A 26822-nucleotide genomic window follows, 5' to 3' on the forward strand; every position below is an offset into this window, starting at 1 on the left:
GATGCTGAACGAACAACAACTCGAAGACCTGTGCATCGGCTGGTTCCAGCAGACGGGCTGGCAGTTCGCCCACGGGCCAGATATGGCCCCGGAAGGCGACCGACCAGAAAGAGCCGACTTCCGGCAGGTCATCCTGCGCGACCGGTTGTTGGCGGCCCTGGCCCGCATCAACCCCCAGATTCCGGCCGTGGCGCTGGAGCAGGCGGTGCACACGCTGCAGACCGTGAGCGAGCCCATGCTGGTGGTGCGCAACCGGGCGGTGCACCGGCTGCTGCTGGGTGGGGTGGATGTGACGTTTGCCAACCCCCATGGCGAAGGCAAGAAGACCGACCTGGTCAGCATGATCGACTTTGCCAACCCCACGAACAACGAGTTTCTGGTGGTCAACCAGTTCACGGTGTCGGGCAGCAAGCAGCCGCGCCGGCCAGACCTGGTGGTCTTCATCAACGGCCTGCCGCTGGCGGTGATCGAGCTCAAGAACCCGGCGAACGAGCAGACCGACATCTGGGACGCGTTCAACCAGTTGCAAACCTACAAGGACGAGACGGCGGACTTGTTCAATTGCAACGCGGCGCTGGTGATCAGCGACGGCTGGACGGCGCGTGTGGGCGCACTCACGGCGGATGCCGAGCGCATGCTGCCCTGGCGCACCATCGCCAATGAGGACGACCGCCCGCGCCTGCAGATGGAGCTGGAAACGCTGGTGCGCGGCTTCTTCAAGCCCGAGCTGTTTCTGGATTACGTGCGGTACTTCGTGCTGTTTGAGCAGGACGGCGACAGCATCGTCAAGAAGATCGCGGGCTACCACCAGTTTCACGCGGTGCGCGAGGCGGTGCGCGCCACGGTGATCGCCGCGCAGGACGCCGACAAGGGCTTGCTGGAGGTGCGCGAGGAACGCGCTACCTACGGCAAAGAGGTGCAACCCGGCTCGCGCAAGGCGGGCGTGGTGTGGCACACGCAGGGCTCGGGCAAGAGCATCACCATGGCCTGCTACGCGGGCAAGTTGCGGCAGCAACCTGAAATGAAGAACCCCACGCTGGTGGTGGTGACCGACCGCAACGACCTGGATGGGCAACTGTTTGCCACCTTCAGCGCGGCCAGCGACTTGCTGCGGACCAACCCGGTGCAGGCGACGGGGCGCGACGAGCTGAGGGACATGCTGGCCTCGCGCGAGGCGGGCGGCATCATCTTCACCACGGTTCAGAAATTCGCGCTGCTGGAGGGCGAAGAGGCGCACCCGCTGCTGTCGGACCGTTCGAACATCGTGGTGATGTCGGATGAGGCGCACCGCAGCCAGTACGGCACAAAAGGCCGGCTGGACACCAAGACCGGCAAGTACGTGTTTGGTTACGCCAAACACCTGCGCGACGCGCTGAAGAACGCCACCTTCATTGGCTTCACCGGCACGCCGATTGCGCTGGAAGACAAGGACACCCGCGCGGTGTTTGGCGACTACGTCAGCATCTACGACATCCAGGACGCGGTGGATGACGGCGCCACGGTGCCGATCTTCTACGAGAGCCGGCTGGCCAAGCTGGACGTGAAGCAGGCCGAGATCGACGCGCTCAATGTCTTGGTGGACGAAGTCGTCGAAGACGAAGAAGACGCCGCCAGCCGCGAGAAGACCAAGAGCGAATGGGCTGCGCTGGAAAAGCTGGTGGGTGCCGAGCCGCGCCTTCGGCAGGTGGCCACGGACTTGGTGGAGCACTTCGATGCGCGCATCAGCACCATCGAGGGCAAAGCCATGATCGTGTGCATGAGCCGCGACATTTGCGCGCAGCTCTACAACGCCATCGTGGCGTTGCGCCCGGACTGGCACAACGCCGACCCGGAGCAGGGCTCCATCAAGATCGTGATGACCGGCTCAGCGGCAGACAAGGCGCTGCTGCAGCCACACCTGTACACGCACAAGGTGAAGAAGCGGCTGGAAAAGCGCTTCAAAGACCCGAAGGACCCGCTCAAGCTGGTGATCGTGCGAGACATGTGGCTCACGGGTTTTGACGCGCCTTCTTGCCACACCATGTACGTGGACAAACCCATGAAGGGCCACAACCTGATGCAGGCGATTGCGCGGGTAAACCGGGTGTTCAAGAACAAGCCCGGTGGCCTGGTGGTGGACTACATCGGCATTGCCGGCGAACTGAAGGCCGCGCTGAAAACCTACACAGAGTCAAAAGGCAAAGGCGACCCCACGCACAACGCCGCCGAGGCGCTGGCCGTGCTGCTGGAGAAGATGGACATCGTGCGCGGGCTGATGCACGGCTTTGACTACAGCGCCTTCGAGACCGATGCGGTGCCGCTGCTGGTGCCCGCGGCCAACCACCTTCTGGGCCTGAAAGACGGGAAAACGCGGTTTCTGGATGTGATGACCGCGGTGAGCAAGGCGTTCTCGCTCTGTGGCACGCTGGACGAAGCCAGCGCCCTGCGCAGAGAGATTGCTTTCTTTGCAGCGATCAAGGCGGCCATCACCAAGTTCACCACGGTGGACAAGAAGCGCACCACGGAAGACAAGAACAGCGCGCTCAAACAGATCCTGGACAACGCCATCGTGGCCGATGGTGTGGCCGACATCTTTGCGTTGGCCGGGTTGGACAAGCCTAACATCGGGTTGCTGTCGGACGAGTTTCTGGAAGACGTGCGCCAGATGAAGACGAAGAATCTGGCCGTGGAGTTGCTGGAGAAGCTGCTGCGTGACGAGATCAAGGCCCGCGCGCGCAACAACGTGGTGCAGGAAAAGAAATACGGCGACCGGCTGTTGGAGACGCTGCGCAAGTACCACAACCGGGCCATTGAAACCGCGCAGGTCATCGAAGAGCTGATCCAGATGGCCAAGGAATTCCAGGCCGTGCTGGAGCGTGAGGCCGCACTGGGCCTGACCCCGGACGAAATCGCTTTCTACGACGCGCTGGCCAACAACGAGAGCGCGGTACGCGACTTGGGTGACGACATTCTGAAAAAGATCGCCGTCGAAATCACCGAGAAGCTACGCAACAGCACCTCGGTGGACTGGCAAGTGCGCGAGAGCGTAAGGGCTCGGTTGCGTATCCTGGTGCGTCGAACACTGCAGAAGTGGAAGTACCCGCCCGACCAGCAACCTGAAGCCGTGGAGCTGGTGCTGAAGCAGGCGGAGTCGCTGTCGAATGAGTGGTCGAAATGATGCTGGACACCCAAATTGAGTGAACCGAATCCACAAGAAACTCGGACCGCAGGATCAGCCATCGCTGCTGACAGCCAAGACGCAGGCCAGCTCAATCACAACGCCCGTTCAATGCGGTTGCCGAAGTGGACTTGGCAAGGATTCCTGACGGTGACTTCCGTCTTGATGGGGGCTTCTGCGGTACTTCTTCACCTGATAGGCAGTGCGATTCACCAGACGTATTTGTCGCAGTGGGGAATCGATGCTGGGCAGTTTCCCAAGTCGACCGACTGGCTGGTGATTCAGGGCTATTACGGCATCTGGAGCGCCTTGGGCATAGCCTTCACCGCACTATTGAAGAATGCGCCATGGGTGATCCTGTCTGGAATAACCGTCGCGCTGTATCTCGCGATCGTTTTCGGATCTTGGAGTCCGTTCGGGACCCGGGTGGACACACCGAATCGGGTCTCAAAGTGGCCAGGCTGGGCGCGCCGGTTTTTCCTGATTTCAGTCGTGGGTGGGGTGATCGCTGCGGCCCTGCTGCCCATCACCCTTGTCTTGTTCTTGTTGGCAGGCATTCCTGCCGTCATTGGGAAAGGCATTGGAGAAGAGGTTGCTGTGAAACAGGCCCAAGACTTCGCCACAGGATGCGCTGCATCGAAAGGTGCATGCATTCGCCTTTTGAAGGAGGGCAAGTTGATTGGCGAGGGTTACCTGATTGACAGCTCTTCGTCGCACATCGCTTTTCTGGACGTGTCGCTGAAGAAGGCACGCGTCATTGCCAGAGACGGTCTTGAACTTCAAGCCACCCGATTGCCAACGCCACAGTGACGCATGGTTGCCATGCAGAAAACAAAAAGCCATAAGCGGGTGGTTCGCTTATGGCTTTGACAGTAAGTCTTTAAAAATCAAAGACTTACTTCTTTCTGCAAACCGTTGGGAGAGGCGGTCTGCAGAAAGGTTTGCAGAAACGATCAGACGTCTATGTTCCCCGCCCTCAGCGCGTTCGTTTCGATGAAATCGCGCCGTGGCTCCACCTCGTCGCCCATCAACATCGTGAACACGCGGTCGGCTTCGATCGCGTCGTCGATCTGCACGCGCAGCAGGCGGCGCACGTTGGGGTCCATCGTGGTTTCCCAGAGCTGGGCGGGGTTCATCTCGCCCAGGCCTTTGTAGCGCTGGCGGCTGGTGGTGCGCTCGGCTTCGCTGATGAGCCAGCGCATGGCGACGCGGAAGTCCGCCACTTTCTCTTCCTTCTGTTTGTCGCCTTCGCCGCGCATGACCTTGGCGCCCTCGCCGAGCAGGCCGCGGAAGGTCTCGGCCGCGATGGCCAGCGCGGCGTAGTCGGCGCCGTGCACGAAGTCCTGCGTGAGCACGCTGCTCTTGATGTTGCCGTGGTGGCGGCGGCTGATGCGCAGCACCGGTTTGTCGCTGCGCGCGTCGAACTCGGCCGTCACTTCGGCGGGCACGCCGGTGGTGGTGAGTTCGCGCAGCTTGTCCTGCAGCGCGACGGCACTGGCCTCGGCCTGTTCCACCGTGTCGAGGTTGATGCTCACGCCGTCGGCGATGGCGCGCAGGGCCTCTGCGTCCATGAAGTTGGACAGGCGGGCGATCACGCTCTCGGCCACCTGGTGTTTGCGCGCGAGTTCGCCCAGGGTGTCGCCTTCCAGCAGCGTGTTGGTGGCGCCGCCGGTGGCCACTTTCGCGTCCTTCAGGGCGATGCGCAGCAGGAAGCCGTCGAGCGCCGGGGCGTCTTTCAGGTACAGCTCTTCCTTGCCGGCCTTCACCTTGTAGAGCGGCGGTTGGGCGATGTAGATGTGGCCGCGTTCCACCAGCTCGGGCATCTGCCGGTAGAAGAAGGTGAGCAGCAGGGTGCGAATGTGCGCGCCGTCCACGTCGGCGTCGGTCATGATGATGATGCGGTGGTAGCGCAGCTTGGCGACGTTGAAGTCGTCCGCACCGGTGCCGCCGTTGCCACCGCCGCCTTCACCGCCGGCCTTGCCGATGCCGGTGCCCAGCGCGGTGATGAGGGTGAGGATTTCGTTGGACGTGAGCAGCTTTTCGTAGCGCGCTTTCTCCACGTTCAGGATCTTGCCGCGCAGCGGCAGGATGGCCTGGAATTTGCGGTCGCGGCCCTGCTTGGCCGAGCCGCCGGCGGAGTCACCCTCGACGATGTAGATCTCGCACAGTGCCGGGTCTTTTTCCTGGCAGTCGGCCAGTTTGCCGGGCAGGCCCATGCCGTCGAGCACGCCCTTGCGGCGCGTCATCTCGCGGGCCTTGCGCGCGGCCTCGCGGGCGCGGGCGGCTTCGACGATCTTGCCGCAGATGATCTTGGCGTCGTTCGGGCGCTCCTGCAGGTAGTCGCTCAGCAGGCGGCTCACGATGTCTTCCACCGGGCCGCGCACTTCGCTGGACACCAGCTTGTCCTTGGTCTGGCTGCTGAACTTGGGCTCGGGCACCTTGACGCTGAGCACGCAGCACAGGCCCTCGCGCATGTCGTCGCCGGTGACCTCGACCTTGGCCTTCTTGGCGAACTCGTTTTCTTCGATGTACTTGTTGATCACGCGCGTCATCGCCGCGCGCAGGCCGGTGAGGTGGGTGCCGCCGTCACGCTGCGGGATGTTGTTGGTGAAGCACAGCACCTGTTCGTTGTAGCCGCTGTTCCACTGCATGGCCACTTCCACACCGATGTTGGTGCCTTGGTCGCTCGCGCGGTCGCCCAGCGCGTGGAACACGTTGGGGTGCAGGACGGTCTTGCCCTTGTTGATGAAATCGACAAAACCCTTGACGCCACCGGCGCCGGAGAAGTCGTCTTCCTTGCCGCTGCGCTCGTCCTTCAGGCGGATGCGCACGCCGTTGTTCAGGAAGCTGAGCTCGCGCAGGCGCTTGGACAGGATCTCGTAGTGGAAGTCGGCGTTCTCGCGGAAGATGTCGTAGTCGGGCAGGAAGTGCACCTCGGTGCCGCGCTTCTCGGTGGCGCCGCTCACCTTCATGGGCGAAACCTCGACGCCGTCCACCGTCTCGACGATACGGTTCTGCACGAAGCCGCGCGCGAACTCGATCTGGTGCACCTTGCCTTCGCGTCGCACGGTCAGGCGCAGCCACTGGCTCAGCGCGTTCACGCAGGACACGCCCACACCGTGCAGGCCACCCGAGACCTTGTAGCTGTTCTGGTTGAACTTGCCCCCGGCGTGCAGCTCGGTCAGCGCGATCTCGGCGGCCGAGCGCTTGGGCTCGTGCTTGTCGTCCATTTTCACGCCGGTGGGGATGCCGCGGCCGTTGTCCACCACGGAGATCGAGTTGTCGCTGTGGATGGTGACGACGATGTCGTCGCAGTGGCCGGCCAGGGCCTCGTCGATCGAGTTGTCCACCACCTCGAACACCAGGTGGTGCAGGCCGGTGCCGTCGGACGTGTCGCCGATGTACATGCCGGGCCGCTTGCGCACCGCCTCCAGGCCCTCCAGGATCTGGATCGCGCCTTCGCCATAACCTTCGCTCGCACCGGCCTGATGGGCGTCGATGGTGGGCTGGAAGTTGGAGCTGGCGGACCCTGCCTCACCCGTATGGACGGCATCGGTTCCGGGTTCTGCGGGCTGGTTGGCTTCGGACATGGTGAATCTCTCTGACTTCTAGAAACGCCAAACCCGCAAAGTGCGGGTCGGACAAAGGTGGCGGCATGACGGGCTCCCGTCCAGGCCAGCGTGGATCCGGCTTTGCCGGTCCGCTGCTGGCGCCCCCCAGTGAGGGGTAGCGCCGCAGGCGCTGCAGGGGGCGTCCATGTTCCGGGGAATCAAATCCTCATCGGCATGACGACGTACTTGAAGGCGTTGTCGTCGGGGTTGGTGACCAGCGCGGAGCTGTTGCCGTCGGAGAGCTCGATGCGCACCATTTCCTGGCTCATGTTCTGCAGCGCATCGATCAGGTAGGTCACGTTGAAACCGATCTCGATCGTGTCGCCGTTGTAGTCGATGTCGAGCTCGTCCACGGCCTCTTCCTGTTCGGCGTTGCTCGATGCCACACGCAGCACGCCGGGTTCGATGTTCAGGCGCACGCCCTTGAACTTCTCGCTCGTCATGATGGCGGTGCGCTGCAGCGAGGCCAGCAGCGGTGCGCGACCCAGGGTGACGATGTTCTTGTGGTTCTTCGGAATCACGCGGTTGTAGTCGGGGAACTTGCCCTCGACCAGTTTGGTGACGAACTCCATGCCGTCAAAGCTGAACTTGGCCTGGTTGGCCGCGAACTGCATCTCGATCGCACCTTCCTTGTCGGACAGCAGGCGCTGCAACTCCAGCACCGTCTTGCGCGGCAGGATCACTTCCTGTTTCGGCACCTCCACGTCCAGCGTGGCGCTGGCGAACGCGAGGCGGTGGCCGTCGGTGGCCACCAGGCTGAGCTGCCGGCCTTCGGCCACGAACAGGATGCCGTTGAGGTAGTAGCGGATGTCGTGCACCGCCATGGCAAACGACACCTGACCCAGCAGGCTTTTCAGCGTCTTCTGCGGCACGCTGAACACCGGACCGAAACTGGCCGATTCCTGCACCAGCGGGAAGTCCTCGGCCGGCATGCTCTGCAGCGTGAAGCGGCTCTTGCCCCCTTTCAGCACCAGCTTGCCGGCGCTGGACTCCAGGCTGACCGACTGGTCGGCCGGCATGGTGCGCAGGATGTCGATCAGCTTGCGCGCACCCAGGGTGGTCGCGAAATTGCCGTCGTCGCCATCGAGCTGCGCCGTGGTGCGGATCTGGATTTCCAGGTCACTGGTGGTCAGCTGCACGGCCGAGCCGGTCTTGCGCAGCAACACGTTGGCCAGGATCGGCAGGGTGTGGCGGCGTTCCACGATGCCCGCGACCGACTGCAGAGCAGCCAATACTTTGTCCTGGGTCGATTTCAAAACGATCATGTCAGACTCTTTCGTCTCTGGTTGGCTGGGTGCGCTCGCCGTTGGCGCTCTCTGGTGGCGTCCCGTGAAAGCCGGCCGGGGGCCAAACCACTCTATTTTCGCCGTTTTGCAAACGCAGACGGCAAAAGCTTCCGTGCAGGCGCGGCGCTCCGTGGCGGGGGATGCGTTGGACCGGGCCGGGCATCGCGGGGCTCATCCCTTGAGGGTCTGTTCCAGCACGTGCAACTGCTGGTTGAGCTCGGTGTTCTGCTGCCGCTCGGCGCCGATCTTGCGCACCGCGTGCAGCACCGTGGTGTGATCCCGCCCGCCAAACAGCTCGCCGATCTCGGGCAGGCTTTTTTGGGTCAACTCCTTGGCCAGGAACATGGCGATCTGGCGCGGCCGGGCAATGCTGGCCGGGCGCTTCTTGGAATACATGTCCGCGACCTTGATCTTGTAATAGTCGGCCACGGTCTTCTGGATGTTCTCCACGCTGATCTGCCGGTTCTGGATCGACAACAGGTCTTTCAGCGCCTCGCGCGCCAGCTGGATCGAGATGTCCTTCTGGTTGAAGCGGCTGTAGGCCAGGATCTTGCGCAGCGCGCCTTCGAGTTCGCGCACGTTGGAGCGCACGTTCTTGGCCACGAAAAACGCCACTTCCTCGGGCATCACGGCGTTTTCCACCGCCGCCTTGTTGATCAGGATCGCCACCCGCATTTCCAGCTCTGGCGGCTCGATGGCCACCGTCAGCCCCGAATCGAAGCGCGAAACCAGGCGCTCGTGGATGTCGGCCAGGCCCTTGGGGTAGGTGTCGCTGGTCAGCACGATGTGCGACTTGCGCGCCAGCAGGGCCTCAAAAGCGTTGAAGAATTCTTCCTGCGTGCGCTCCTTGTTGGCGAAGAACTGCACGTCGTCGATCAGCAGCAGGTCCAGCGAGTGGTAACGCTCCTTGAACTCGTCAAAGGTCTTGCGCTGGTAGGCCTTGACCACATCCGACACGAACTGCTCGGCGTGGATGTAGAGAACTTTGGCCTGTGGACGGTCGGCCAGCAGATGGTTGCCGATGGCGTGCACCAGGTGGGTCTTGCCCAGGCCGACGCCGCCATAGATGAACAGCGGGTTGTACAGCTGGCCCAGGCTGCCGGCCACGTGCATGGCGGCGGCGCGCGCCATGCGGTTGGCCGAACCTTCGACCAGGGTGCCGAACGTCAGCGCCGGGTTGAGCCGGGTCTTGGGGGCGTTGGGGCTGACCGCCTCGGCGGGCGCCAGATCGGGCAGCTCGGCCAGCACCTGTTCCTGCACGGTCCGCGGCGCCGGTGACGTGCGGCTGGGGCCTTCGCGCGGAGCGAGTGCCAACTCCAGCGTCACGGGAGCGCCTTGAACGGCCTCCAGCAGCGCGGTGATGCGGGCCGCATACTGGGCCCGGATCCAGTCGAGCTTGAAACGGTTGCCCACCGCCACGACCACCTTGGCACCGTCCTCGGACACTTGGCCCGAGAGCGGGCGGATCCAGGTGTTGAACTGCTGTTCGGGAATTTCCCGGGCCAGCCGGTCCACGCAGGTTTGCCAGAGAGACTGGACGTCGGTGGACAGGGTGGCTGGGGGGGTGCCCTCGATCATGCTGGAGATGGCGGATGCGCTGTTGTTGTGGACAAATGACTCGGGGCGGACCGGGCATTGTAGTGCGGCCGGCGACTTATCCACAAGGCGCGCCGGACCCCCGGTCGGAGCCCCCGGAATTTCCCGATGCTGAGATGGCGTGGCGAGAAATGCCGCCAAGTGCTTGCCGCACATCGGGTTTCTTTGCGATAATTGCGGGTTTCCCCGATTTTTACCGAGCCATCATGAAACGCACCTACCAGCCTTCCAAAATCAAACGCGCCCGCACCCACGGCTTTCTCGTTCGCATGAAGACCCGTGGTGGCCGTGCTGTGATCAACGCTCGTCGCGCCAAGGGCCGCAAGCGTCTGGCTGTCTGAGCCCGCGCATGCCGTGCCGCCGGCGTCGGCCTGGCCGACCCTCGCACTGACCGGGCCTGGTGGTTCAGCAGTGGTCCAGCGGCTCAGGTCACGGCAGCAGTTCCAGGCCGTCATGGCGGGTTCCCCTGTGGCCAAAACCCCCCACTTTGCCCTGCACCGTGCGGCGCTGAGCAGCGCCCACGAAGGTCGGGCGCTGTTTCCCGTGGCCGATGCCTGGCTGGGCGTGCTCCTGCCCAAGCGCTGGGCCAAGCGCGCTGTGACGCGCAATGCGATCCGCCGCCAGATCTACGAAGTGGCCCGCGAGAAAGCGGGCGGCCTGCCCCAGGCGGCGCTGGTGGTGCGACTGCGCAGCGAGTTCAGTCGCCAGCAGTTCGTGAGCGCCACATCCGACGCCCTCAAGCGCGCGGTGCGGGCCGAACTCGTCCAGTTGCTGGAGCGTGTGGCTCCCCGGGGCGCCGCTGCGGTGCCCGGCCACGCCACCTCTGCTTCAGGGGATTTCCATGCTGTCTGACTGGCCGCGTCTGGGGCTGCTCGGCCTGGTCAAGGGCTACCGGCTGCTGCTCAGTCCCTGGCTGGGCAGCAGTTGCCGTTTTGAGCCGAGCTGTTCGGTGTACGCCATCGGCGCGCTGGAGCGCCACGGAGCGCTGGCGGGCAGCTACCTCACGCTCAAGCGGCTGGGCCGCTGCCAACCGTGGTGCGCCGGTGGTTGCGACCCGGTCCCGGAGGTCGCCCCCGGCCTGTTTTCCGGTCTGATTTCACCTTCCTCAGAAAAGAAGAACCCGTCATGAATGACATCCGTCGGTCCATCCTGTGGATAGTTTTTGGTCTTTCGATGGTCCTGATCTGGGACAAGTGGCAAATCCACAACGGCCAAAAACCCACCTTTTTCCCGGGTTCGGCCCCGGTGGCCAGCCAGGCCACGCCCGCCGGCACGGCGCCCGCTGCGGCCGGCGATGCGAGCCTGCCGGCGGCGGTGGGTCAGCCGGCTGCGCAGGCCAGCGGCGAAGCCCCGGCCGGTGCGCCCAGCGCGGTGGCGCAACGCGTCGAGGTCAGCACCGATGTGCTCAAGCTGGTGTTCAACACCGAAGGGGGTTCGGTGATCGGCGCGCAGCTGTTCAAGCACGCCGAGGCCACGGGCTCCAGCAAGGACCAGCAGAAACAACCGTTCACCCTGCTGACCCAGGACGCCAACCGCACCTACGTGGCCCAGACCGGTCTGATCGGCGGGACCTTTCCGACCCACAAGACCCCCATGACGCTGGTGCCGGGCAGCACCACCCTGGCCGATGGCCAGAACGAACTCCAGGTGCGCTTTGAGTCGGCCGAAGTTGGTGGCGTGAAGCTGGTCAAGACCTACACGCTGACCCGTGGCCGCTACGACATCGGTGTGCAGCACGAGGTGGTCAACAACAGTGGCCAGCCCGTGAGCCCGCAGCTCTACCTGCAACTGGTGCGCGACGGCAACAAGCTCAGCAGCGAGACGCCGTTCTACTCCACCTTCACCGGTCCGGCGGTCTACACCGAGGCGCAGAAGTACCAGAAGATCGAGTTCACCGACATCGAGAAGAACAAGGCGAATTTCGAAAAGACCGCGACCAACGGCTACGTGGCCATGGTGCAGCACTACTTTGCGTCGGCCTGGTTGCTGGCCGACGGTGTGGCGCGCGACAACTTTGCCCGCCGCATCGACAACAACCTGTACGCCGTGGGCGCGATCACCACCCTGCCCGCGGTCGCACCCGGCCAGAGTCAGAGCGTGCCGTCGCGTCTGTTCATCGGCCCACAGGAAGAAAAAGTGCTGGAGCTCATCACCCCCGGTCTGGAACTGGTGAAGGACTACGGCTGGCTCACCATCCTGGCCAAGCCGCTGTACTGGCTGCTGGAGAAGATCCACGGTTTCGTGCAGAACTGGGGCTGGGCTATCGTGCTGCTGGTGGTGCTGATCAAGGCGGCGTTCTACTGGCTCAATGCCAGCGCCTACCGCAGCATGGCCAAGATGAAGAAGATCAATCCCCGCATCATGGAAATGCGCGAGCGCCTCAAGGGCAACCCGCAGCAGATGCAGCAGGAGATGATGAAGATGTACCGGGAAGAAAAGGTCAACCCGCTGGGGGGCTGTTTCCCGATCCTGATCCAGATCCCGGTGTTCATCGCGCTCTACTGGGTGTTGCTGTCCAGCGTGGAAATGCGCAACGCGCCCTGGATGGCCTGGATCACCGACCTCTCATCGCCCGATCCGTTCTACATCCTGCCGCTGGTGATGGCCGTCACCACCATGATCCAGACCGCGCTCAACCCGTTGCCGCCCGATCCCCTGCAGGCCAAGCTGATGTGGATGATGCCGTTGATGTTCTCGGTCATGTTCTTCTTCTTCCCGGCCGGTCTGGTGCTGTACTGGATCACCAACAACGTGCTGACCATCGCGCAGCAGTCCTTCATCAACAAGCGCCTGGGCGTGCCGCTGAAGTTCAACATGCCCAAATTCAAATGACCCCCCTGCGCCGCTGACGCGGCTTCCCCCCTGGGAGGGGGACGACACCTTGGGCCGGCGGAGCCGGACCCTCGGTGTCTTTGGTGGGGGACATCCTCCCCTCCTTCTTGGGCCTGCTTTGCAGGCCCTTTTTGTTGGTTTCCGGGCATTGCCCTTTATGCTTGTTACCTATGCTTGCAGCTTCCCGCGACCCCATCGTTGCCATCGCCACCGCACCGGGCCGTGGGGCGGTGGGCATCGTGCGGGTCTCGGGGCGTGGGCTGGGGGCTTTTGTGCAGGCCCTGCTCGGGCGCGATCTCAGGCCGCGCGAGGCAACCTACCTGCCTTTCCCGGACGAACACGGCCAGCCGATTGACCACGGCCTGGCCCTGTGGTTTCCCGGGCCCCATTCCTACACCGGCGAAGACGTGCTGGAACTGCAGGGCCACGGCGGCCCGGTGGTGCTGCAGTTGCTGCTGGCGCGCTGCCTCGCCGTGGCACAGTCTGCCGCTGTCGAGGTCCCGCCGCGGCTGCCCGGCCTGCGCCCGGCGCGGCCCGGTGAGTTCACCGAGCGGGCCTTTCTCAACGACAAGCTCGATCTGGCCCAGGCCGAGGCCGTGGCCGACCTGATCGATGCCAGCACCGAGGCCGCCGCGCGCAGCGCCAGCCGTTCGCTCGCCGGCGTGTTTTCCCAGCGCATCCACGCCTTGCGCGATGCCCTGATCCACCTGCGCATGCTGGTGGAGGCGACGCTGGATTTCCCCGAGGAAGAGATCGATTTCCTGAAGCAGGCCGACGCTGCCGGCCAGCTGCAGCGCCTGCGCGATGCGCTCGCGGGTGTGCAGGCCCAGGCGCGTCAGGGTGCGCTGCTGCGCGACGGCCTCAAGGTGGTGATCGCCGGGCAACCCAACGCGGGCAAGAGTTCCTTGCTCAACGCACTGGCCGGCGCCGAGCTCGCCATCGTCACGCCGATCGCCGGCACCACACGCGACGTGGTGCAGCAGACGATCCAGATCGAGGGCGTGCCGCTGCACGTGATCGACACCGCAGGCCTGCGCGACAGCCCGGATGTGAACGAAGTGGAAAAAATCGGCATTGCGCGCGCCTGGGGTCAGATACAGGGGGCCGACGCGGTGCTGTTCCTGCACGACCTCACGCGTTGCCATCTGCCTGCGTACCAGGCCGACGACGCCGCCATCGCGGCGGCCCTGCCGGCGGACGTCACCGTGCTGCAGGTGTGGAACAAGGTGGACCAGATGGACGCCGCCGCCCGCGCTGCACTGGAGCCGCGCTTGCTGCACGGGGACCTGGTGCTGTCGGCCAGACAGGGCGACGGGCTGGAGGCCTTGCGCCAGCGGCTGCTGACGCTGGCGGGCTGGCAGCACGCGGGCGACGGGCTGTTCATGGCGCGCGAGCGCCACCTGCAGGCGCTGCAACGCGTGGGCCATCATCTCGATGGCGCGACCACCTGGCTGTCCGCGCAGGCCGAGCACCTGGACCTGCTGGCCGAAGAGCTGCGCCTGGCGCAGCACGCCCTGGGGGAAATCACCGGGGAGTTCAGTGCCGACGACCTGTTGGGCGAGATCTTCTCGCGCTTTTGCATCGGGAAATGACATGTTCCGCCCGACGTGCTCGTCGCCGCCAGGGGATGCTTCCATGATCCCGGCAGCCGACGTCAACGCGCGGGATGCGAGCCCCCTGCCCTGTGAGGCCGACGCGCATATCTGGTCCGCTATCGCCCGGATCGGGCGCACGGAAGACCTGCACTTTTCGCCGAACAACCAACGCCTGGCCTTGGTGGGGCACCTGAAGAACCAGCTGCTGGTGCTGGACATCGAGGTGCCGCCACTCGCCCAGGGCGGGTCCATCCGCCTGATCGACTACCTGGAAGTCCGCTCGGACGCCCTGGTCTATCCCCATGGCGTGTTCTGGCTGGACGACCAGACGCTGATCGTGGCCAACCGCCAGGGCGAAGCGCCGGTGCTTCACATCCCCTTGGTGGGGCCGCCGGAGCGGTCGCTGCACATCGAGCCCTTGCACATGCTCGGCATCGGGCCTTTGGGTGCCGCGCACACGCCCGGCTCGGTGGCGGCCGCCCGTCTGGGAGATGGCTGGATCGAGGTGCTGCTGTGCAACAACTACGCACACACGGTCTCCCAGCACCTGCTGAATCTGGAGCAGCCGGCCACGTCGGACATGGCCTCGGTCCTGCTGGCCGATGGTCTGGACATTCCCGATGGCATCGCCCTCAGCCACGACGGCCGCTGGATCGCCGTGAGCAACCACAACCACCACTGCGTGTTTGTGTACCCCAACGCTGCCACGCTCGACCCCGGCAGCCAACCCGCGGGGGTGTTGCGGGGGGTCAGCTATCCCCATGGGCTGCGCTTCACGAGCGACGACAGTTTCATTCTGGTGGCCGACGCGGGCGAGCCGTTTGTCCAGCTCTACGGCTGTTCCGAGGATGGCTGGTGCGGTGAATTCCAGCCGCTGCAGACCCTGCGCACGGTGGATCAGGCCAGCTTTCTGCGCGGCCGCCACAATCCCCAGGAAGGGGGTCCCAAAGGCATCGCGATCGACCGCAGCAACCACGTCTTCGCCACCACCTGCCATGAGCAGCCGCTCGCTTTTTTTGAACTGCCCGCTGTCCTGCGGCCATCGACGAGTACCTTGCCTTGCACGCCTTCACAGCCTGGCTGGACCGCCGCGGAGCCGACCCGCTGGGCGCGCCATCTCCTGGGATTGAGCCGTTCGAGGGAGCAGCTGTTGGCGCAACACCGGGCGGAGATGGCGGGCGTCGAGCAGGCGCTGGAACAACAACGTCGCCTGGCGCAAGACCGTCTGGCCGACATCGAGGCGTTGCAGCAGGCCCTGCTGCAACAGCAGCGGCATATGGACGCCGTGGCGCGCAGCCACTCCTGGCGCATCACCGCGCCGCTGCGGACCTTGGCCAGCAGCCTTCGCCGATGGCGGCCCGATCGGTCCGGGGCCCAAGAGGCTGAGAGCCTTTGAGTTTCGCGTGTCCGCGACAGCCGTCCCGTCGCGAACACCGTCTGGCGCCAAATGCCCACCGCCCGGAACCCAACTGTAAGCAGGGGTAAACGCGTGCTTGCGTCGAGCGACCGCGCCCGGGTAAGGTAAGAGGATGAATGCGTCCTTGCCCCATACCGAGCGTGCCGACGTCATGGGCCTTGCCCAGGCGATGGCCCACAGCAATGCGCTGGATGCGGTGCCGCTGAATCTGGACGACGCCAAGTGGCAGACGCTGGCCAACTACCTGCAGCCGGTGACCCTGCAGCAGGGGCAGGTGCTGATCGAACAAGGGGTCAAGGACCGCACCGTGTATTTCGTCGAAAGCGGCAGCCTGACCGTGCACTACGAAGACAGCCGCGAGCGCGTTCGCATCGCGGTGGTGGGGGCGGGATCGCTGCTCGGTGAAGGGGCGTTCTTCAGCCACTTGCCACGCAGTGCCACCGTGCATGCCGGCAGCGCCAGCCGACTCTGGTGTCTGACGCCCCTGCGCTTTCGCGAACTGTCCACGCGTTACCCGGAGATCGCCCTGGAACTCACGGTGGCGATGTCGGCCGTGTTGGCGCGCCGCATGTACAACAAGCCCAAGAGAGTGGCCGTGACTTGAATGGCCTACCCGGTGTGTATGACATGCACCGGCGGGCTCACACTTTTTCTCTATACTGGCCGCAGCTGTCCTGCACACTTCCATCATGTCCCTATTCAGCTGGCTGCGCGCCAAAAACACATCCCATCCCGCCAAGGCTTCCAAGGGCTCGCGAGGGCGACCGCGCAAGTCGTTTGGCCAGACCACGCTGCCGCTGATCTCGCCCCGGCGCGGGCGGCGCATCCTGCGCCGCGAGCAGCTGTTTTCGGTGGTGCGCGAATCGCTGATCCGCGGAGGAGTGCTCTCCACCAGCTACGAGTTCAAGGTGCTCACACTGGACAGCAACGGCGACAAGTTCCTGGTTCTGGTGGATCTGGCTTTGCCTGCCGAGGCCATGCCCGATGAATACCTGCTGGAGATCGAGCGCTGGATCCAGGCGAGCGCGAGTGCTCGCCACGAGATGACGGTGGGCTCGGTCTACTGGCGGCGCAAGCCCGGACACGACCAGCATGGCATCGCGCTCAGGGCGGCCGTGTCGGCGCAGACCCGGCGCGAAACCGAACTGATCAGCGCCACCTCGATTCCGGTGCCTCCGCGCCCGAAGATGCCCGAGCGCGTGCAGACGGTGGCCCGGGACGAGGTCGAGGCGTTTCGCCGTGCGCTGCAGAGTGGCGAAGCGCCCACCCGTGGCCAGCCCGATTCGGAGCTGCACCTGCCGGTGCCTGAATCGCACAGCGACTTTTCCGCGCTGAGCGACACGCAGTACGGCAAACTCTGAGGCCGCTGCCGCGCCGGGCTCTCAGTGCCCGGCGAAATCGACCAGCGTGAACAGCTTCAGGCCCGAAGCCCGCAGCTTGTCCGAGCCACCCAGTTCGGGCAGATCCACGATGGCGGCGCCCTCCATCACCTCGGCCCCGAGTTTTTCGAGCAGGCGGCGCCCGGCCATCATGGTGCCGCCGGTGGCGATCAGGTCGTCGATCAGCACCACACGGTCCCCCGCCTTGACCGCATCGGTGTGCAGCTCCACCGTGGCACTGCCGTATTCCAGTTCGTAGGTCTCCTGCACGGTGGTGAACGGCAGCTTGCCCTTCTTGCGGATCGGCACGAAGCCCACCCCCAGCTCGTAGGCCAACACGGACCCGATGATGAAGCCGCGTGCGTCCAGGCCGGCCACGACGGTGGGGCGCAACGCCGCATCCATGTAGCGGTGCACGAACGCATCGATCAGCACCCGAAAGACCTTGGGATCCTGCAGCAGCGGCGTGATGTCGCGGAACATCACGCCCGGCGCGGGCCAGTCAGGGACGGTGCGGATGTGGGACCGGAGGTAGGCGGACGTGTCCATGGGTTGTGGAAGGATGGGGGTCGGCGGGCTGGGCAGCGGTCATTCTGCGCCAGAAAGGGTTGGCGCTGGCGTCAGCCTGTCAGCAGCTTGTCTTCGGCCAGGGCCAGGGCCGGGGCCTTGCCGCTGAGCACCAAGGTGTCACCGCTTTCGAGCACAGTGTCGTCATCGAAGCGGGCGGGCTGCCCGCTGGCGCGGCGCAGACTGGCGACGCGCACGCCGATGGCTTCCAGCGCCAGGCTGCCCAGGGTCTTGCCCACGTGGCGCCCGGCGGCGGGCAGTGTCACGGTGTTGAGCCGTTCGTGTTCGATTTCGTCGGCGCCATCGTCGTCGGCGCCGTGGAAGTAGCCCTTGAGCAGGCTGTAGCGGGCATCGCGCTGGTCCTGCACCACGCGGATCACGCGCCGCATTGGCACGCCGACCAACGCCAGCGCGTGGCTGGCCAGCATCAGGCTGGCTTCGATGGCTTCAGGGACCACTTCGGTGGCGCCGGCTTGGCGCAGCTTCTCCAGATCGCCGTCGTCCACCGTACGCACCACCACCGGCACGTTCACCGCCTGCTCGTGGGTGTGGTGCAGGACCTTGAGCGCGCTGGCGGTGTCGAGGTAGGTCACCACCACGGCGCTGGCACGGTGCAGGCCGGCGGCCATGAGCGCCTGCAGGCGCGCCGCATCGCCGTAGACCACCGAATGGCCGGCCGCCGCGGCCTGGCGCACCCGGTCGGGGTCGAGGTCCAGCGCCATGTAGGGAATGTGTTCGGCTTCGAGCAGGCGGGCCAGGTTCTGCCCGCAGCGGCCGTAGCCACAGATGATGACGTGCTTGTCGGTGTTGATCGCCTTGCGCGCGATGCTGGTCATCTGCACCGACTGCATCAGCCAGTCACTGCCGACCACGCGGGTGACGATGTCGTTGGTGTACATGATCACGAACGGCGTGGCCAGCATGGACAGCACCATGGAGGCCAGGATGGGGTTGAACAGCTGTGGCGGCACCAGGTTGTTCTGCCCCGCCAGTGTCAGCAGGACTAGGCCGAATTCACCCGCCTGCGCCAGATACAGGCCGGTGCGCAGAGCCACTCCCATGGACGCGCCGAACGCGCGGGTGAGGCCGGTGATCAGCGCCAGCTTGAAGGCCACCGAGAGCGAGAGCAGCAGCAGCACCAGCGGCCAGAGGTCCAGCACCAGGCGCCAGTCCAGCGTCATGCCGATGGTGATGAAGAACAGGCCCAGCAGCACGTCGTGGAACGGTCGGATGTCGGTCTCCACCTGGTGCTTGTACTCGGTCTCGGAGATCAGCATGCCGGCCACGAAGGCCCCCAGGGCCAGCGACAGGCCGGCGTGCTCGGTGAGCCAGGCCAGTCCCAGCGTGATCAGCAGCAGGTTGAGCATGAAGAGCTCGTCGCTCTTGCGCCGCGCCACCAGCGTGAGCCACCAGCGCATCAGCCGCTGGCCGCCCGTGAGCAGCACGCCCAGCAGCACCACCGCCTTGAACAGGGCCCACCCCAGCGCGGGCAGCAGATTTTCCGGGGCTGCGCCCAGGGCTGGAATCAGCACCAGCAACGGCACCACGGCCAGGTCCTGGAACAACAGGATGCCCAGCACACGCTTGCCGTGTTCGGACTCGAGTTCCAGGCGTTCGGCCATCAGTTTGATGACGATGGCCGTGCTGCTCATGGCCATGACGCCCCCGAGCGCCACCGCGATCTGCCACGACACGTTCCACCAGGTCGGCAGCACCAGCGCCAGCAGCAGCGAGGCGGCGGTGGTCAGCAGCACGGTCAGCGCCACCTGCGACAGCCCCAGACCGAACACGTGGCGCTTCATCGCGCGCAGCTTGGGCAGGCTGAATTCGAGTCCGATCACGAACATCAGGAACACCACGCCGAATTCCGCCAGGTAGCGGATGCCGCCGGAATCCTGTGCCAGCGCCAGGGCGTTGGGCCCGATCAGTACGCCCACCACCAGATACCCCAGCATGGGCGGCAGCTTGAGCATGCGGCAGCCCACCACCCCCAACACGGCAGCGAGCAGGTACAGCAGGGCAATGTCGAGCGAATTCATCATCGGATGTTAACGGGCGCCGATCGCTCCGGACGGTGGTCTGGCGTGGTCCTGCTGTGATAATCCAAGGATGAGTTTGCCTTCCACATTCGATCCCTCCCGGGCCCTGTCCCTGGCGCGCGAGACCCTCGATATCGAAGCCCAGGCGGTTGCCGCGATGGCCCTGCGCCTGGACCAGCGCTTTGTGGCCGCCCTGGAGCTGGTGCTGAAGAGCCGGGGTCGGGTGGTCGTGATGGGCATGGGCAAGAGCGGGCACATCGGTCGCAAGATCGCCGCTACGCTGGCCTCGACCGGTACGCCGGCGATGTTCGTGCACCCGGCCGAGGCCAGCCACGGGGACCTGGGCATGATCACCGCGGACGACGTGGTGCTGGGCATCAGCAACAGCGGCGAGAGCGAAGAGCTCACCGCCATCCTGCCGCTGATCAAGCGCATGGGCGTTCCCTTGCTGGCCATCACCGGGCGTGGCGACTCCACCCTGGGCCGCCATGCCGACGTGGTGCTGGACGCCTCGGTGGAGAAAGAGGCCTGTCCACACAACCTGGCGCCCACGGCCAGCACTACCGCGCAACTGGCGATGGGCGACGCGCTCGCGGTCGCCCTGCTCGACGCGCGTGGCTTCAAGGCCGACGACTTTGCCCGTTCCCACCCCGGTGGCTCGCTGGGGCGCAAGCTGCTGACCCATGTGAGCGATGTGATGCGCAGCGGCGATGCCGTGCCCCGCGTCCCGCGGGAAGCCGGGCTGATGGACCTCATGCGCGAGATCAGCGCCAAGGGCCTGGGCATGAGCGCCATCGTGGACGCGGACAACCGGGTGCTGGGCATCTTCACCGACGGCGACCTGCGCCGACTGATCGAAAGGACCGGCAGCAGCGCGGATCTGCGCGCCTTGTCCGCGCGCGATGTGATGCACCCCAACCCCCGCACCGTGCGCGCCGAAGCGCTGGCGGTGGAGGCCGCAGGTCTGATGGAAGCCAGCCGCATCACCAGCGTGCTGGTGGTGGACGAGCTGGGTCGTCTGTCGGGCGCGCTCAACAGCAACGATCTGATGCGAGCGAAAGTGATCTGACCCCCTGCGCCGCTGTGCAGCTTCCCGCTGGGGGACGGCGCTGGCGGCCCGGCAAAGCCGGTTCCGCGGCGCCCTGGCGCGAAGGCACTCCACTCGAACGCATCCTCTCCAGTTAGCATTGCCCCATGTCCTTGTCCGAATTGCCACCACTGCGTCCCACACTGAACTTTGCGCCCGAGCTGTTGCTGCGCGCGCAGTCCGTGCGCGTGGTGTTTTTTGACGTGGACGGGGTGCTGACCGACGGCGGGCTGTATTTCACCGAAAGCGGGGAAACGATCAAGCGTTTCCACACCCTCGACGGTCACGGCATCAAACTGCTGCAGCGCGCCGGCATCACGCCCGCGGTGGTGACCGGGCGCGATTCGGCCGCTCTGCGCCAGCGCCTGGGTGCCCTGGGCGTGACCCACGCCCGTTTCGGCACCGAAGACAAGTGCCCGGCGGCCGAGGCCATCCTGGCCGAACTGGGATTGGACTGGGCCGAGGCCGCGGCCATGGGCGACGACTGGCCCGACCTGCCCCTGCTGCGCCGTGCCGCGTTCGCCTGCGTGCCGCCCACCGCCCACCCCGAGGCGCTGGCGCTGGCCCACCACGTGACGCAGCGACAGCCCGGCGCGGGTGCCGTGCGTGAGCTGTGCGATCTGTTGCTGGTGGCCGGTGGCCGCTATGCGCGGGAATTGGAAATGGCCGCCCGATGAGCACAACCGCCCCCAGCGTGCCTGACTTGAGCGTGGTTCGTCGATCGGGGTTCAGCCCGAGCCGGTTCTGGGACCAGATCTCCATCTACCTGCCGGTGTTGATCATGGGCTTGCTGGCCCTGGCTTCCTATTGGCTGCTGGCCTCCACCCCGGAGCCGGAACTGCCGGTGGCGGCCCGCCCTCCGACCCACGAACCCGACTATTTCATGCGCCGCTTCTCGGTCAAGGTGTTCGATCCGGTGGGCGCGCTCACCACCGAGGTCTATGGGGTCGAGGCGCGCCACCATCCGGACACGGACACCATCGAAATCGACGACGCCCGCATCCGTTCGTACAACCCCCAGCGTTTGTTGACCGTGGCCACCGCGGAAAAGGTGACCAGCAACGGCGACAGCACGGTGTTCATTCTTGAAGGCAACGCATCGGTGGTGCGGCAGGCGGGGCGCAACGCCGCCGGCGAGTTGCAGCCCCGCATGGAGTTCCATGGGGAATACCTGCGCATCACGCTCGATCCCGAGCACATTGAGTCGAACCGGCCCGTTTTGCTGATCCGTGGCCGGGACCAGATCACCGCCGACGTGCTGGACTACCGCGGGGACAGCCGTGTGGCGGTGCTCAGCGGGCGCGTGCGCGCCCAGCTCGCCCCGCGCTGACCGTTGCGCCCCGAGGCTGGCAGACCTGATTCCGGAGTCCATGGCAGCACTTTATCCACCTCTCGCCACCCCGCTGGTTTTCATCACCGGGGCCTCCAGTGGCATCGGCCAGGCGCTGGCCAGCCGGTTCGCGCGCGCAGGGTACCGGCTGGCACTGGTGGCCCGGCGCAGCGCCGAACTGCAGGCCTGGGCCGATGCACAGGGCCATGGGCCCGAGCGTTGCCGTGTCTACAGCGCCGATGTGGCCGACACCGACAGCATCGTGGCCGCCGGTCTGGCGTGCATGGCCGCTCAGGGGGTGCCCGATGTGGTGATCGCGAACGCCGGCATCAGCATCGGCATGGACACGGCCGAGCGAGGTGATGTCGACGTGATGGCCCGCACCTTCGCCACCAACAACACCGGTCTGGCCGCCACCTTCCACCCCTTCCTGAACGCCATGGTGGCGCGCGGCAGCGGGAGCCTGGTGGGCATCGCCAGCGTGGCGGCCATTCGTGGTCTGCCCGGGCACGGTGCCTATTGCGCGAGCAAGGCCGGCGTGGTGGCCTACTGCGAAAGCCTGCGTGGCGAACTGCGTGGCAGTGGCGTGGCGGTGGTGACACTGTTGCCGGGCTACGTGGACACCCCCCTGACGCAGAAAAACCGTTACGCCATGCCCTTCCTGTTGAGTGCCGACACGTTCGCCGACCGGGCCTTCGACGCCATCGGCGCACAAACCAGTTACCGCGTCATTCCCTGGCAGATGGGTGTGGTGGCCAAGCTGTTGCGCGTGTTGCCCAACCCCGTGTACGACCGTCTGCTGGCCGGGCGGCCACGCAAGCACCGGGAGCCCCAGCCGCACAACCCCGGGGCATGAAAAAAGCCCCGAGGCGCGGAGCCTGAGGGCTTTTGGGATGTTCAGATCGCTGAAGCGGTCTGGTAAGGGCGATCAGTAACCGCCGCGGCCACCACCGCCACCACCTTCACGACGGCCACCGCCGCCGTAGGGGCTGCGGAAACCACCGTCGCTGCCGCCACCGCCACCAAAGCCGCCGCCACCGCTGCGGCCACCGCCGAAGCCGCCACCACCGGTACGGGGGGGGGCGGGCTTCCATCGGACGGGCTTCGTTCACGACGAGGCTACGACCACCCAGGGACTGACCATTCATGCCTTCAACGGCGGCCTGTGCCTCGGCATCGCTGCCCATTTCCACAAAGCCGAAGCCTTTGGAGCGGCCGGTGTCACGTTCCATCATGACTTTGGCGCTGTTGACAGAGCCGTAGGCGCTGAAAGCTTGCTGCAGGTCTTCGTCGCGCACGGTGTAAGGCAGGTTGCCCACGTACAGTTTGTTGCCCATGGTTGGGACTCCTAATAACACTGAGAAAAATAGCGATGGAGCCCCGTTAGCACACAAAAACCTGTAGCACGCGAAACCAACCGATCACTGGTCAAGCGAGGTTTCAAGACACTCGCGTGGGCATTATGCGCCCAATGCCCCATCAGCAGGGACATTTTTTCCCGGCCCGTCAAGCCGCTCATACCGCGATGCGGAATAACAACACCGACGTCCTCGAGGCACGCCGTATCCGCGAAACGCTCGGCGAGCGCTGGCCTGGTGGTTCCTGACGCCGGGAGGGGGCTGCGCGAGCCTGCCGCTTCCATCTATACTCGCCACCAGCGCCGATTTGATCCAGATTGCGGGCGCTTTAGAAATGCCGCTAAAGGGGAGATTCCCGGTCTCGCTCTTGGCGGCACCGGGTTTTTTGTTTTTGGACCCTGCCGCGCAGGGAAGCACCAGTGATCGTCACGCCCCAAACGTTCCGATTCGATACGCCGTTGCCCTTGAAGAGCGGCGCGACACTGCCTGCTTACGAGCTGGTGGTGGAAACCTACGGCACGCTCAACGCCGACCGCTCCAACGCGGTGCTGGTGTGCCATGCCCTCAACGCCTCGCACCACGTCGCCGGCTGGCACGCCGACGCCAACGGCCAGCCGCTGCCGCGCAGCGAGGGCTGGTGGCACAGCATGATCGGCCCTAGCAAGGCGGTGGACACGGACAAATGGTTCGTCATCGGCGTCAACAACCTGGGCTCCTGCTTCGGCTCCACCGGCCCCACTCACACCAACCCCGCCACCGGCCAGCCCTGGGGCGCGGACTTCCCCGTGGTCACGGTGGAAGACTGGGTCAACGCGCAGGCGCGCCTGCTCGACGTCATGGGCATCGAGCAACTGGCAGCCGTCATGGGCGGCAGCCTGGGCGGCATGCAGACGCTGAGCTGGACGCTGCAGTACCCCGAGCGTGTGCGCCACGCCATCGTGGTGGCCAGCGCGCCCAACCTCACGGCCGAGAACATCGCCTTCAACGAGGTGGCGCGCCGCGCCATCGTGACCGACCCCGACTTCCACGGTGGCCACTACCTGCGCGAAGGCACCCTGCCCCGGCGCGGTCTGCGCATCGCCCGCATGATCGGCCACATCACGTACCTGAGCGACGACGTGATGAACGAGAAATTTGGTCGTTCGCTGCGCACCGCCAACGGGGACGACCCCGCCGACACCGCCGAGCTGGCCTACCGCTACACCACGCAGGACGTGGAGTTCCAGATTGAGAGCTACCTGCGCTACCAGGGCGACAAGTTCAGCGAGTACTTCGACGCCAACACCTACCTGCTGATCACCCGGGCGCTCGACTATTTCGACCCCGCGCGCGAACACGGCGGCAGCCTGAGCGCCGCGCTGGCGCGCGCGAAAGCCCGGTTCCTGCTGGTGAGCTTTACCACCGACTGGCGCTTCTCGCCCGCGCGCAGCCGCGAGATGGTCAAGGCCCTGCTGGAAAACGGGCGCGACGTGAGCTACGCCGAGATCGACGCGCCGCACGGCCACGACGCCTTCCTGCTCGACGACCCGCGTTACCACCAGGCGGTGCGGGCCTACTTCGAGCACACGGTGGCCGGCACGGAGGTCGCGAAATGAGCGAAAAAGCCATTCTGGAATCGATCGCCCGGCTCGTGCCGCCGGGCTCGCGCGTGCTCGACCTGGGCTGTGGCGACGGCGCCCTGCTGGCGCACCTGCAAGCCACGCGCGGCTGCAGCGGCTACGGCGTGGAGATCGACGACGCCAAGGTGCTGGCCTGCGTGAAACGCGGTGTCAACGTGCTGCAGCTCAACCTGGAAGGCGGCCTGACCATGTTCGGCGACGACGCCTTCGACGTGGTGCTGCAGATCGACACCCTGCAGCACCTGCGCAATGCCCAGACCATGTTGCTGGAGACCGCGCGCGTGGGCCGCCTGGGCATCGTGGCCTTCCCCAACTTCGCCCACTGGCCCAACCGGCTGGCGGTGCTGCAGGGCCACATGCCGGTGACCAAACGTCTGCCCTACCAGTGGTACGACACGCCCAACATCCGCGTCGGCACCTACCGGGACTTCGAGGTGCTCGCGCGGCGCAACGGCCTCACCATCGAAGACAGCTTCGGCCTGCACGAAGGGCGCGAGGTCCGCACCTTGCCCAATCTGCTGGCCAGCACGGCGGTGTTCCGCTTCTCCAGCTGAGGCGCAGCGCAGCGCGGTCGGCGCGATGCCGGCCTTCGTGCCCGTCCGGGCACGCTTAAAACGCGTTCGTCTGCCAGAAACCGCACATATGCACCGGTGCGGCGCTCTTTATCCGGGCTTCAGTCGGGTTTAAGTCGGTCGATAGTTCAAACAACGATGGGTCGCGTTCTGCCTGGCGCAAACGAATCCCCTCCGACCAACCTGCACGTCGCGGCGCCGATGGGTGGGTTGTGAACAGACCGGCGCCTCAACCACTCAGGACAACGACATGAACTCGGCATTTACGTTTGGGATTGCGAAGCGGTTGTACGCGGTCAGCATCGCCATTTCGCTGGCGCTCGCTGCACTCGGCGCTTTCGCCTACATCAACTTGAGTGATGCGGCCGATCTGGCCGACAACACGGAAAAAACCAGGGTACCCCAGCTGGAGGCCATGGCGAAGCTGGAGCTCAACGTGACCCAGGTCTCGCTGCAGATCCGGCACTCCATCCTCGCGCGCACCCCGCAGGAACTGGATGAAACGCTGAACTACATCGGCGCCAAGCGCACCAGCATGGACGAAACCCTCGCGACTTTCGAAAAACGCCTGTTTTCAAAAGAGGGCAAGGAGCACTTCGCCAAGCTCCCGCCCCTGATGGCCGCGTTCTGGAAATACGGGGAAGCCAACATTGCCCTGATCCGTGAAGGCAAGAAGGAAGAAGCCTTCGCTTACCTGGTGGACGTGACGATTCCCGCGCGCAATCTGCTGCTGGCCGAGCTCGATCGCGGACGGCAGATCCAGGCGCAGGGCCTGACCGAGGACATCGCCCACATCGAAAAAGGGGTGCTGACGACCTCGAACCTGATCGCCATCCTGGCGCTGGTGATCGCAGGCAGCCTGCTGGCGTTTTCCTGGTACGTGGCGAGTCTGCTGCGCCGGCGCGTGGCGGTGTCGCAGGCCGTGGCCGAGCGGGTGCGTGACGGCGACCTGACCAGCGTCGCGGAAAACAGCAGCAGGGACGAGTTCACGCCGCTGATCAATGCCCTGAACGACATGCAATCGTCCCTGACCAAGGTGGTGTCCGAAGTGCGTCACAGCGCGGACAGCGTGGCCACGGCCAGCGCGGAAATCGCCCAGGGCAACTCGGACCTGTCCAGCCGTACCGAGCAACAGGCCTCGGCCCTGGAAGAAACCTCGGCCTCCATGGAGCAGCTGGGTTCCACCGCCCGCCAGAACGCCGACAACGCCCGCCAGGCCAACCAGCTCGCTTCCAGCGCCAGCAGCGTGGCGGTGCAGGGCGGCGAGGTCGTGGGCCAGGTGGTGCACACCATGAAGGACATCAACGACAGCAGCCGCAAGATCGCCGACATCATCGGCGTGATCGACGGCATCGCTTTCCAGACCAACATCCTCGC

Annotated in this window: 22 protein-coding genes, 1 pseudogene and 1 riboswitch; of the genes and pseudogenes, 17 read left to right on the forward strand and 6 right to left on the reverse strand. The window is 65.3% G+C overall.

The genetic code is table 11. From position 1 onward, the window contains the following. Position 1 precedes the first annotated feature (1 nt). The gene (locus HTA01S_RS10820) at positions 2-3157 is read left to right on the forward strand and encodes a type I restriction endonuclease subunit R (RefSeq protein WP_068170673.1); all 3156 of its coding nucleotides are present in this window, start codon (positions 2-4) and stop codon (positions 3155-3157) included. A gap of 15 nt (positions 3158-3172) precedes the next feature. Beyond that, complete coding sequence (locus HTA01S_RS10825) at positions 3173-3967, forward strand: hypothetical protein (protein WP_157572055.1); 795 nt, start codon at positions 3173-3175, stop codon at positions 3965-3967. Between the two features lie 143 nt (positions 3968-4110). Here HTA01S_RS10825 and gyrB read toward each other — a convergent pair whose 3' ends face one another. The 3 genes from gyrB to dnaA form a co-directional block, all read right to left on the reverse strand. Next, a complete protein-coding gene (gene gyrB, locus HTA01S_RS10830; protein WP_174545187.1) occupies positions 4111-6747 on the reverse strand; it encodes a DNA topoisomerase (ATP-hydrolyzing) subunit B in 2637 nt (878 codons plus the stop codon). Positions 6748-6926: 179 nt separating this feature from the next. Beyond that, on the reverse strand, positions 6927-8033 hold the full coding sequence (gene dnaN, locus HTA01S_RS10835; RefSeq protein ID WP_068170683.1) for a DNA polymerase III subunit beta: 1107 nt from the start codon (positions 8031-8033) through the stop codon (positions 6927-6929). A gap of 192 nt (positions 8034-8225) precedes the next feature. Beyond that, positions 8226-9632 (reverse strand): chromosomal replication initiator protein DnaA, encoded by a 1407-nt coding sequence (gene dnaA / locus HTA01S_RS10840; protein WP_084236017.1) that lies wholly within the window; start codon positions 9630-9632, stop codon positions 8226-8228. A gap of 224 nt (positions 9633-9856) precedes the next feature. Between dnaA and rpmH the strand changes: the two genes are divergently transcribed. From rpmH to HTA01S_RS10880, 8 genes are all read left to right on the forward strand, one after another. Beyond that, positions 9857-9991, forward strand: coding sequence for a 50S ribosomal protein L34 (rpmH, locus tag HTA01S_RS10845; protein ID WP_066096666.1), 135 nt, complete (start codon positions 9857-9859; stop codon positions 9989-9991). 70 nt (positions 9992-10061) lie between these two features. Further along, positions 10062-10502 (forward strand): ribonuclease P protein component, encoded by a 441-nt coding sequence (locus tag HTA01S_RS10850; protein WP_157572056.1) that lies wholly within the window; start codon positions 10062-10064, stop codon positions 10500-10502. Continuing rightward, positions 10492-10779, forward strand: coding sequence for a membrane protein insertion efficiency factor YidD (gene yidD, locus HTA01S_RS10855; protein WP_068170690.1), 288 nt, complete (start codon positions 10492-10494; stop codon positions 10777-10779). Before HTA01S_RS10850 ends, yidD begins: the two co-directional genes overlap by 11 nt. Next, positions 10776-12482: a membrane protein insertase YidC gene (gene yidC, locus HTA01S_RS10860; RefSeq protein WP_068170692.1), complete on the forward strand. Its 1707-nt coding sequence runs from the start codon at positions 10776-10778 to the stop codon at positions 12480-12482. Before yidD ends, yidC begins: the two co-directional genes overlap by 4 nt. Positions 12483-12652: 170 nt before the next feature. Continuing rightward, entirely contained in the window at positions 12653-14074 is a 1422-nt protein-coding gene (mnmE, locus tag HTA01S_RS10865) for a tRNA uridine-5-carboxymethylaminomethyl(34) synthesis GTPase MnmE (RefSeq protein ID WP_068170694.1), read from the forward strand. Between the two features lie 43 nt (positions 14075-14117). Beyond that, entirely contained in the window at positions 14118-15473 is a 1356-nt protein-coding gene (locus HTA01S_RS10870; RefSeq protein ID WP_068170697.1) for an LpqB family beta-propeller domain-containing protein, read from the forward strand. A gap of 133 nt (positions 15474-15606) precedes the next feature. Then, complete coding sequence (locus HTA01S_RS10875; RefSeq protein ID WP_068170701.1) at positions 15607-16098, forward strand: Crp/Fnr family transcriptional regulator; 492 nt, start codon at positions 15607-15609, stop codon at positions 16096-16098. Positions 16099-16183: 85 nt separating this feature from the next. After that, positions 16184-16855: a hypothetical protein gene (locus tag HTA01S_RS10880; protein WP_068170704.1), complete on the forward strand. Its 672-nt coding sequence runs from the start codon at positions 16184-16186 to the stop codon at positions 16853-16855. Between the two features lie 21 nt (positions 16856-16876). Here the strand turns inward: HTA01S_RS10880 and HTA01S_RS10885 are convergent, their stop codons facing one another. Next, a complete protein-coding gene (locus HTA01S_RS10885; RefSeq protein ID WP_068170707.1) occupies positions 16877-17422 on the reverse strand; it encodes an adenine phosphoribosyltransferase in 546 nt (181 codons plus the stop codon). 71 nt (positions 17423-17493) lie between these two features. Next, the gene (locus HTA01S_RS10890) at positions 17494-19479 is read right to left on the reverse strand and encodes a monovalent cation:proton antiporter family protein (RefSeq protein ID WP_068170860.1); all 1986 of its coding nucleotides are present in this window, start codon (positions 19477-19479) and stop codon (positions 17494-17496) included. 70 nt (positions 19480-19549) lie between these two features. On the opposite strand from HTA01S_RS10890, the gene HTA01S_RS10895 reads away from it, so the two are divergent. The 4 genes from HTA01S_RS10895 (at position 19550) to HTA01S_RS10910 (ending at position 22752) form a co-directional block, all read left to right on the forward strand. After that, positions 19550-20548 carry a KpsF/GutQ family sugar-phosphate isomerase gene (locus tag HTA01S_RS10895; protein WP_068170710.1) on the forward strand — a complete coding sequence of 333 codons (999 nt, stop codon included), beginning with the start codon at positions 19550-19552 and terminating at the stop codon, positions 20546-20548. Positions 20549-20673: 125 nt separating this feature from the next. Then, complete coding sequence (locus HTA01S_RS10900) at positions 20674-21243, forward strand: KdsC family phosphatase (protein WP_068170711.1); 570 nt, start codon at positions 20674-20676, stop codon at positions 21241-21243. Continuing rightward, a complete protein-coding gene (gene lptC / locus HTA01S_RS10905) occupies positions 21240-21896 on the forward strand; it encodes an LPS export ABC transporter periplasmic protein LptC (protein WP_084236018.1) in 657 nt (218 codons plus the stop codon). The genes HTA01S_RS10900 and lptC overlap by 4 nt, the downstream gene beginning before the upstream one ends. A gap of 40 nt (positions 21897-21936) precedes the next feature. Continuing rightward, positions 21937-22752, forward strand: coding sequence for an SDR family oxidoreductase (locus HTA01S_RS10910; RefSeq protein WP_068170714.1), 816 nt, complete (start codon positions 21937-21939; stop codon positions 22750-22752). A 72-nt stretch (positions 22753-22824) separates the two neighbouring features. Here HTA01S_RS10910 and HTA01S_RS10915 read toward each other — a convergent pair. After that, positions 22825-23233, reverse strand: a pseudogene (locus HTA01S_RS10915) (RNA recognition motif domain-containing protein). 310 nt (positions 23234-23543) lie between these two features. Further along, positions 23544-23619: riboswitch (SAM riboswitch) on the forward strand. Positions 23620-23673: 54 nt separating this feature from the next. On the opposite strand from HTA01S_RS10915, the gene metX reads away from it, so the two are divergent. From metX to HTA01S_RS26170, 3 genes are all read left to right on the forward strand, one after another. Next, complete coding sequence (gene metX, locus HTA01S_RS10920) at positions 23674-24849, forward strand: homoserine O-succinyltransferase MetX (RefSeq protein WP_068170716.1); 1176 nt, start codon at positions 23674-23676, stop codon at positions 24847-24849. Then, on the forward strand, positions 24846-25427 hold the full coding sequence (gene metW / locus HTA01S_RS10925; RefSeq protein WP_068170718.1) for a methionine biosynthesis protein MetW: 582 nt from the start codon (positions 24846-24848) through the stop codon (positions 25425-25427). Before metX ends, metW begins: the two co-directional genes overlap by 4 nt. A 268-nt stretch (positions 25428-25695) precedes the next feature. Next, the coding region (locus HTA01S_RS26170) for an MCP four helix bundle domain-containing protein (protein ID WP_157572057.1) at positions 25696-26822 on the forward strand (1127 nt) is incomplete at its 3' end.

It is taken from the genome of Hydrogenophaga taeniospiralis CCUG 15921, assembly GCF_001592305.1.
GTDB lineage: Bacteria > Pseudomonadota > Gammaproteobacteria > Burkholderiales > Burkholderiaceae_C > Hydrogenophaga > Hydrogenophaga taeniospiralis.

Excerpts from the sequence above, each read along its gene's own strand:
- HTA01S_RS10820 (WP_068170673.1), top strand. The coding sequence starts at position 2 with ATGCTGAACGAACAACAACTCGAAGACCTGTGCATCGGCTGGTTCCAG.
- gyrB (WP_174545187.1), bottom strand. The coding sequence starts at position 6,747 with ATGTCCGAAGCCAACCAGCCCGCAGAACCCGGAACCGATGCCGTCCAT.
- dnaN (WP_068170683.1), bottom strand. The coding sequence starts at position 8,033 with ATGATCGTTTTGAAATCGACCCAGGACAAAGTATTGGCTGCTCTGCAG.
- dnaA (WP_084236017.1), bottom strand. The coding sequence starts at position 9,632 with ATGATCGAGGGCACCCCCCCAGCCACCCTGTCCACCGACGTCCAGTCT.
- rpmH (WP_066096666.1), top strand. The coding sequence starts at position 9,857 with ATGAAACGCACCTACCAGCCTTCCAAAATCAAACGCGCCCGCACCCAC.
- yidD (WP_068170690.1), top strand. The coding sequence starts at position 10,492 with ATGCTGTCTGACTGGCCGCGTCTGGGGCTGCTCGGCCTGGTCAAGGGC.
- yidC (WP_068170692.1), top strand. The coding sequence starts at position 10,776 with ATGAATGACATCCGTCGGTCCATCCTGTGGATAGTTTTTGGTCTTTCG.
- mnmE (WP_068170694.1), top strand. The coding sequence starts at position 12,653 with ATGCTTGCAGCTTCCCGCGACCCCATCGTTGCCATCGCCACCGCACCG.
- HTA01S_RS10870 (WP_068170697.1), top strand. The coding sequence starts at position 14,118 with ATGATCCCGGCAGCCGACGTCAACGCGCGGGATGCGAGCCCCCTGCCC.
- HTA01S_RS10875 (WP_068170701.1), top strand. The coding sequence starts at position 15,607 with ATGAATGCGTCCTTGCCCCATACCGAGCGTGCCGACGTCATGGGCCTT.
- HTA01S_RS10880 (WP_068170704.1), top strand. The coding sequence starts at position 16,184 with ATGTCCCTATTCAGCTGGCTGCGCGCCAAAAACACATCCCATCCCGCC.
- HTA01S_RS10885 (WP_068170707.1), bottom strand. The coding sequence starts at position 17,422 with ATGGACACGTCCGCCTACCTCCGGTCCCACATCCGCACCGTCCCTGAC.
- HTA01S_RS10890 (WP_068170860.1), bottom strand. The coding sequence starts at position 19,479 with ATGAATTCGCTCGACATTGCCCTGCTGTACCTGCTCGCTGCCGTGTTG.
- HTA01S_RS10895 (WP_068170710.1), top strand. The coding sequence starts at position 19,550 with ATGAGTTTGCCTTCCACATTCGATCCCTCCCGGGCCCTGTCCCTGGCG.
- HTA01S_RS10900 (WP_068170711.1), top strand. The coding sequence starts at position 20,674 with ATGTCCTTGTCCGAATTGCCACCACTGCGTCCCACACTGAACTTTGCG.
- lptC (WP_084236018.1), top strand. The coding sequence starts at position 21,240 with ATGAGCACAACCGCCCCCAGCGTGCCTGACTTGAGCGTGGTTCGTCGA.
- HTA01S_RS10910 (WP_068170714.1), top strand. The coding sequence starts at position 21,937 with ATGGCAGCACTTTATCCACCTCTCGCCACCCCGCTGGTTTTCATCACC.
- metW (WP_068170718.1), top strand. The coding sequence starts at position 24,846 with ATGAGCGAAAAAGCCATTCTGGAATCGATCGCCCGGCTCGTGCCGCCG.